We start from the raw sequence: 6,946 nt of genomic DNA on the forward strand, positions 1-6,946 counted from the left end.
TTAGACAATTTACAGTTTATAATTGAGGTTACTTCAATCATAGAATCGTAAATCGTTCAATCGTAAATCTAAAATATGCCTCTAAGGGTTAGTTAGTTTAGTTAGTTGAGGCATATTTTTTCATTTTGTTTAAAGGTGTTTAAAGGGGACAGCCATCGGAATGACATTGTTAGTGAATCATTCCGGTGGCTTGTTTTATTATGTTTATTTCTTCACCAGTTTCTTCAGCAAACGGGTTGCTGTGAATGATTGGCGATGGAAGATAAATACCGGTATGGCTGCACCGACTACCAGGGCAAAAAGCACGAAGATAGTGGTAGCTCCGTTGTGGCAAAACTCCACCAGGTATTTTAATGAAGCGGTATCATCCTTTGTTTGCATGAATTGAGTTAATGCAAGAATACTCTTATAAGCAAACATTCCCGGAATCATAGGGAGTAAAGACGGGAATGAAAAAACTTCTGCCGGGCAATGAATGGCTTTTGCAAACGGGATAGCCAGCAGACCGATAGAGAAGGCGGCGAAGAACGAAGCCGTTGCAATCTCCAAAGGCATAGCGGTGTGCATAAGGAAATAACGCAATCCGTGACCTATAGCGGCCAATAAAGCGGATATTAATATGGCTTTACGGGGCGGGTTGGATATAATGGCAAATCCGATAGCAGCAATAGCGGCAAAGGCCCCATCTTGTATGATCTCTGTGATAAACTGTACTGTCATAAGGCGCTGATTCCGGTTAATAAAAGAGTCATTGACAGACCTATCGCTATACAAATGATAAGCAGACAAGCGTTGATAAATCTCGAAGTCCCTGCCAATACATGTCCGTCGATAATGTCCATGATGGAGTTAATCAAAGGTACTCCCGGGATAAGGTAGAGAACACTTGTACCTAATGCCATATCCGGAGTGTTGCCCCAATGCATCAGATAGCCTGTACTGCCAATCATTGAAGCCACGAAAGCGGAGATTATAAATACCGCCAGATGGTTCCAGTGATGTTCCATCAGTAGTGTACGGACAAAGAAACCTACCAGAGTGGCTGCAAATACAATTCCCATCGAAGTAAAGTCTCCCTGAAACAGACGACAAAAGGATGCATTGGCAAATGCAACAAGGATTAGTACCAGCCATTTACTCTCGCGTGGCTTGCTGACAATGTCCAGATAACGGCGTTGCAATTCCGGCAATGAGAGTCGTTCATCATAAGCCTGCCAGCTGAGGGTGCTAAGTTCCGAGTTGATGGCAAAGTTCAGTCCCATAGGCTTTATTTTGTTCACAGTACTGTATGAATGTGAGTTGTCGGCGTCACGCAATGTCATAATGATCGTTTTCTGAAAGATCGTCATATCGCAGAGGAACCCGAATGATTCGGCTATGCGCGCGGTGTTGCGTACAATACGTGAGGTTTGTACTCCTACGGCCATAAGGCTGGTAGAGTACTCCGACAGGAATTTAGATAGCTCTTTTAATTCTTGATGGATATTCATGGGATTGTTTTAACGTGCTAATTGATTCTTTATGATCCGGGTAATGATAAGTGTAATAATGTACAATACCGCGAAACCTACAATTCCGAAGATGAATGGTTTTTGTTCTTCAAATGTTCTGCGTACAGGTGTTGTAGCTACTGTGCCGGTATAGGTGGTAACAGTTTGTATTGTTTCTTGAGATGTTGCGGTTGCCTGGCAACTGTCTGCGTTGGAAGTTCCTTCCACTTGTTCTCCTGATAACATAAATCTTTTCTCCTTATTAAATCTTTAAATCTAAAATAACACAATTGTTTCTCTGCAAAGAGAGTCATGTTTCTGATGTCTATAACACAGTTCTTAGATTTTAGTTTAATTCCGGCTAAATATCGATTGTTTCAAGATGAAAAAACGCTATTTCAGCGGCAAAGGTAATTAAAAAAACAGTAGACAAAAGAGAGAAGAGAATTTCTTTTGGATAAGTTTTCGGTTCATTTCCGTAGCAACCGGAAGGCTTTATTTTTTTCTGTGTCTGAAAAAGTAAATCGGCAGGAATATCAGTAATATCCAGAGAAGGCTGATAAGGGGCAGGTAACGATTATAAAGACACTCGCCATCTTCGGGGACATAATTCATAAGGCATTGTAAACAGTGACAATGGATATTGGAATCATTGTGTGAAGTAAGGCATAAGCAAAATGTAACAATACCGATTATGAGGATTAACAAAAGGATTGTCAGGTTTCTGCGGTAGTGTGTTCGTTTGGAGTTTGGTTTTGAGATAAGAACCATTGTTTTGTTATTATTTATCGTTGCAAAGTTACGTGTGAAACAAAGAAAGGGCAATACCTAAAAATAATGATAACTTGGGAGATAATACTTATTCTTAGGTATAAGCTTACCGAATATGTTCTTAATCTGCTTGTTTGCCTGAACCAATTCAGGATATGAAATGTTTTCATTTTGAATGAAGTACTGTTTTTCATAACAGGCTAAAATAGAATATAATAATGGTACACAATCACGAACATCATTCGCATGAGCACGTACATCAGTTATCGTCGCTCAATAAATCGTTCATTATAGGGATTACGCTCAATATACTTTTTGTCCTTGTTGAGTTCGGCATCGGTTTTTATTATGATTCTTTGGGTTTGCTTTCCGATGCCGGACACAACTTGGGAGATGTAGCGAGTCTTGTGCTCGCTATGCTTGCTTTTCGTTTGGCAAAAGTACATCCTAATAGCCGCTATACGTATGGCTATAAAAAGAGTACGGTATTGGTTTCTCTGCTCAATGCTGTGATTCTATTGGTTGCTGTAGGTATCATCATTGCCGAAAGTATAGGCAAGCTACTTCATCCTACTCCTGTAGAGGGTGCTGCTATTGCCTGGACAGCCGGGGTAGGCGTTGTAATAAACGCTGTCACTGCCTGGCTTTTCATGAAAGATAAAGAGAAAGATCTGAATGTAAAAGGGGCCTATCTGCATATGGCTGCTGATACGCTGGTCTCTGTAGGAGTAGTGATTTCGGGTATTATCATCATGTATACCGGCTGGACCATTGTCGATCCGATTATTGGGCTGGTTATCGCAGTTATTATCGTTATATCTACCTGGGGGCTGTTACATGACAGTCTTCGGCTTTCATTGGATGGAGTACCTGTAGGAATAGATACGGAGAAAATAGAACAACTTATACTTTCACAACCCGGCGTTGTGGGGTGCCATCATCTTCATATCTGGGCGTTGAGTACCACTGAAACTGCACTTACTGTACATATTGTACTGGATGAAATGAATCATATGGAGGAGGCTAAGCATCTCATCAGGCATATATTAGAGGATGCGGGCATTCATCATGTAACGCTTGAGTTTGAGTGTGAAGGCGCCACCTGCGACGAAGAAACTTGCTGATTGAGGCTTTTTTACGTACCTTTGCCGCCCTAAACTAACAAACCCCTTTAAACCTATGCTTACTGATTTATTGAACTCCTCTTATTTTGCACTTTTTCTGATTGTTGCTTTAGGCTTCATGTTGGGAAGAATCAAGATCAAGGGGCTATCGCTCGATGTGTCGGCGGTCATCTTTATTGCTTTACTTTTCGGACATTTTGGTGTAATTATTCCCAAAGAGTTGGGTAACTTCGGATTGGTACTTTTTATATTTACGATTGGTATTCAGGCCGGTCCCGGATTTTTTGATTCTTTCCGAAGCAAAGGAAAGACCCTGATTCTTATTACGATGCTCATTATCTGTTCGGCTTCGCTTACGGCCGTAGGGTTGAAGTATGCTTTTGATATTGATACCCCGAGTGTGGTAGGACTGATTGCCGGTGCACTGACCAGTACTCCGGGGCTTGCTGTAGCTATTGACAGTACAAATTCTCCGATGGCCTCCATTGCTTATGGTATTGCTTATCCGTTCGGTGTTATCGGAGTTATCTTGTTTGTGAAACTGCTGCCTAAGATCATGCGGGTGAACCTCGACCAGGAGGCACGCCGTCTCGAAATAGAACGTCGCGGACAATTTCCTGAATTGGGAACCTGTATTTATCGCGTCACCAATCCAAGTGTGTTCGGCCGTAGCCTGATGCAAATCAATGCCCGTGCAATGACCGGAGCTGTTATTTCCCGGCTGAAGCACGACGAAGAAATTTCGATCCCTACTGCCCACACGGTGCTTCGTGAAGGAGATTATATTCAGGCTGTGGGGAGTGATGAGTCTTTGAATCAGCTTGCCGTGTTGATTGGTAAGCGTGAAGAGGGTGAACTCCCATTGGATAAGACCCAGGAGATTGAGTCGTTGCTGCTCACTAAGAAAGATATGATAAACAAACAGTTGGGCGACTTGAATCTGCAACGTAACTTTGGTTGTACGGTGACCCGTGTTCGCCGAAGTGGTATTGACCTTTCTCCGTCACCGGATCTTGCGCTGAAGTTTGGTGATAAGTTAATGGTGGTAGGCGAGAAAGAAGGTATACAGGGAGTGGCACGCTTGTTGGGCAATGATGCCAAAAAACTGTCGGATACGGACTTTTTCCCTATTGCAATGGGGATTGTACTTGGCGTATTATTTGGAAAGCTCAATATATCCTTCCCCGGTGGATTGTCTTTTTCTCCGGGATTGACAGGTGGTGTACTGATAGTGGCTCTGGTGCTTAGTGCAGTAGGTAAAACCGGACCGATCCTTTGGTCGATGTCCGGACCTGCCAATCAGTTATTGCGCCAATTAGGGTTGTTACTATTTCTTGCTGAAGTCGGTACCTCTGCCGGAAAAACTCTTGTAGCTACTTTTCAGGAGAGTGGATTGCTGATGTTTGGGGTAGGGGCTGCTATTACAATAGTGCCTATGCTGGTAGCCGTACTGGTAGGCAGGCTGGTTTTCAAAATTAATGTACTCGACTTATTGGGAACCATAACCGGAGGCATGACCAGTACGCCGGGGCTTGCTGCTGCCGACTCAATGGTAGACAGTAATATCCCAAGTGTGGCTTATGCTACGGTTTATCCGATTGCAATGGTATTTCTTATTCTCTTTATACAGATTATATCAACGGTTGTATATTAATGAAGACGCTTTTTCTTATAAGCATTGTGTTTACGCTTTCTGCTTTGTCCGTATCCGGGCAAAGTATTGAAAGGCGTGTGACACCTCCTGCGGGATATGTTCGTGAAGCCTGTGATCTCCATTCGTTTACGGCATATTTGCGGACACTGTCTTTATTACCGGCAGGGAGTAAAGTGTTGCTTTATAACGGGCAGGTGAAGCGGAACCAGGCGGCGGCTTACGCTGTGATCGATATGGAGATCGGTAATCGTGACTTGCAGCAGTGTGCTGACGCTGTGATACGATTGCGTGCTGAATATTTGTGGGCACAGAAACGATATGATGAGATAAAGTTCAACTTCACCAGTGGTTTCCCTGCCAAATATAAAAAGTGGGCAGAGGGTAATCGTATTAAAGTAAACGGAAACAAGGTACAGTGGTATGCCGCAACTGCTCCCGATTATTCTTATAAGACTTTCCGCAAATATCTGGATATAGTATTTATGTATGCCGGTACGGCTTCCTTGTCAAAAGAGCTTGTTGCTGTTCCTTATGCTTCTTTGTCTCCCGGCGATGTGTTTATACAAGGCGGTTCTCCCGGGCATGCCGTTATTGTGATGGATGTGGCGGTGAATCCGCAAACCCGGAAAAAAGTATATCTGCTGGCACAAAGCTATATGCCTGCGCAGCAGATACATTTATTGGTTAATCCTCAAAATCGTTCACTCTCTCCGTGGTATGAGCTTTCATCCGAAACTACCGGCAAACTCTATATCCCCGAATGGGTCTTCAACAAGAGTGATTTAAAACGTTTTATCTCCGGAAACGAATAAAAAGCTCCGGAGTTTAAAATATCTTATTCGTTCTAAAGTAATTAACTACCTGGTCCAGAGCTTTTGCATAACGATCCAGATTCTGATCGGACAAGGGATAGTCTTTTGCAGGAAGCACAGGGAATACTTTTACCGGGAAGTCCGTAGCGTCATAAGCTTTACCGCAGATCATGGTAAATGCTTTACCGTCTACCGGCTGATAGAAAGGCGACAGGCTTTCTTTTCCGTTGCGTCTGGGTTCGGCAGCCCGTAAAAAATCGGCATCCCCTTCGTAGAAACCAAGTTGCTGAAGCCAGTAATTTGTTTGCAAGGACATTGCCAGTATACATTTTATGGAAGGATTCTCCGACAAAATCCATTTGATGTGTTCGATGCCTTTTTGTGCTTTTTCTTCGGGTATAAAAGTTCTTTTTCCTTTGGGAGCCGGTTCTAAATCATCGTTGCACAGGTTGGTGATATACACATCTTCGGGAGTTAACTGATGATCGGTGAGTCTCATCACATAGTTGAAGAGATTGCGTGACTCCACGTTTCTACTGCGCTCTCCGTGATCCTCCGGAAATCCGCGAAAATAGTAATCGGCAAACATAGCGTACTTTGCTACGGTTTCCGACCACTGCAAGTTTGAATCTTCTCCTATCACAAGTATCTTGGGGGTATTTATCGCTTTCCAGTCTTTCGTTCTCATTGTAGTTTTATTATTAAATAATATGATACGGCAAATGTACTGTTAATCTGTTAATATCCGTTGAGAAACGCATGAAAAGTTTTCATAGGGTCTTCCCGGCCGGGGAGATACGACAGGCGATGGTACATTGAAACACAGGTGAACGCAAATTATCGCAAAGTGTCTCATAGAGGAACGTATGAAGTCTCGGTGTGTAACATTGTTTTAGATGTACATGTAAAGCAGTACGACATGTGCATGTGGAGCAGTACGACATGTGCATGTGGAACAGTACGACATGTGCATGTGGAACAGTAAGACATGTACATGTAAAACAGTAATACATATCGAGAAACAGGGCCGACGCATTAAAATGCGCTGTCCTGTAAAAGTGTTGACAGGTATTTTTCATCCCATCCTGCTTTCAG

7 protein-coding genes are annotated in these 6,946 nt (G+C 42.9%); 3 read left to right on the plus strand and 4 right to left on the minus strand.

The window, feature by feature from the left end; genetic code table 11:
* Positions 1–204 precede the first annotated feature (204 nt).
* Genes ACESQI_RS21520 through ACESQI_RS21530 form a run of 3 tightly spaced genes read right to left on the minus strand, consistent with a single transcriptional unit; the run spans position 205 to position 1,736 of the window.
* Complete coding sequence (locus tag ACESQI_RS21520; protein WP_002559798.1) at positions 205–720, minus strand: threonine/serine exporter family protein; 516 nt, start codon at positions 718–720, stop codon at positions 205–207.
* Positions 717–1,490: a threonine/serine exporter family protein gene (locus ACESQI_RS21525; RefSeq protein ID WP_373127091.1), complete on the minus strand. Its 774-nt coding sequence runs from the start codon at positions 1,488–1,490 to the stop codon at positions 717–719. Before ACESQI_RS21525 ends, ACESQI_RS21520 begins: the two co-directional genes overlap by 4 nt.
* 9 nt (positions 1,491–1,499) lie before the next feature.
* Positions 1,500–1,736 (minus strand): hypothetical protein, encoded by a 237-nt coding sequence (locus tag ACESQI_RS21530; RefSeq protein ID WP_320908079.1) that lies wholly within the window; start codon positions 1,734–1,736, stop codon positions 1,500–1,502.
* Between the two features lie 743 nt (positions 1,737–2,479).
* Here ACESQI_RS21530 and ACESQI_RS21535 point away from each other — a divergent pair.
* The 3 genes from ACESQI_RS21535 to ACESQI_RS21545 are packed head-to-tail and all read left to right on the plus strand — an operon-like array spanning position 2,480 to position 5,851.
* Positions 2,480–3,385, plus strand: coding sequence for a cation diffusion facilitator family transporter (locus tag ACESQI_RS21535; RefSeq protein WP_373127093.1), 906 nt, complete (start codon positions 2,480–2,482; stop codon positions 3,383–3,385).
* A 55-nt stretch (positions 3,386–3,440) separates the two neighbouring features.
* Positions 3,441–5,039, plus strand: a complete 1,599-nt coding sequence (locus ACESQI_RS21540) for an aspartate:alanine exchanger family transporter (RefSeq protein ID WP_002559802.1) — start codon at positions 3,441–3,443, stop codon at positions 5,037–5,039.
* A complete protein-coding gene (locus tag ACESQI_RS21545) occupies positions 5,039–5,851 on the plus strand; it encodes a DUF4846 domain-containing protein (protein WP_373127095.1) in 813 nt (270 codons plus the stop codon). Before ACESQI_RS21540 ends, ACESQI_RS21545 begins: the two co-directional genes overlap by 1 nt.
* Positions 5,852–5,864: 13 nt before the next feature.
* Here ACESQI_RS21545 and ACESQI_RS21550 read toward each other — a convergent pair whose 3' ends face one another.
* Positions 5,865–6,539 (minus strand): hypothetical protein, encoded by a 675-nt coding sequence (locus ACESQI_RS21550; protein WP_320934838.1) that lies wholly within the window; start codon positions 6,537–6,539, stop codon positions 5,865–5,867.
* Between the last annotated feature and the right edge of the window lie 407 nt (positions 6,540–6,946).

The organism is Bacteroides sp. HPS0048 (assembly GCF_964240755.1).
GTDB lineage: Bacteria > Bacteroidota > Bacteroidia > Bacteroidales > Bacteroidaceae > Bacteroides > Bacteroides nordii.

What these genes read in the sequence shown, in the direction of transcription:
- ACESQI_RS21520 (WP_002559798.1), bottom strand. Translation starts at nt 720, where the DNA reads ATGACAGTACAGTTTATCACAGAGATCATACAAGATGGGGCCTTTGCC.
- ACESQI_RS21525 (WP_373127091.1), bottom strand. Translation starts at nt 1,490, where the DNA reads ATGAATATCCATCAAGAATTAAAAGAGCTATCTAAATTCCTGTCGGAG.
- ACESQI_RS21530 (WP_320908079.1), bottom strand. Translation starts at nt 1,736, where the DNA reads ATGTTATCAGGAGAACAAGTGGAAGGAACTTCCAACGCAGACAGTTGC.
- ACESQI_RS21535 (WP_373127093.1), top strand. Translation starts at nt 2,480, where the DNA reads ATGGTACACAATCACGAACATCATTCGCATGAGCACGTACATCAGTTA.
- ACESQI_RS21540 (WP_002559802.1), top strand. Translation starts at nt 3,441, where the DNA reads ATGCTTACTGATTTATTGAACTCCTCTTATTTTGCACTTTTTCTGATT.
- ACESQI_RS21545 (WP_373127095.1), top strand. Translation starts at nt 5,039, where the DNA reads ATGAAGACGCTTTTTCTTATAAGCATTGTGTTTACGCTTTCTGCTTTG.
- ACESQI_RS21550 (WP_320934838.1), bottom strand. Translation starts at nt 6,539, where the DNA reads ATGAGAACGAAAGACTGGAAAGCGATAAATACCCCCAAGATACTTGTG.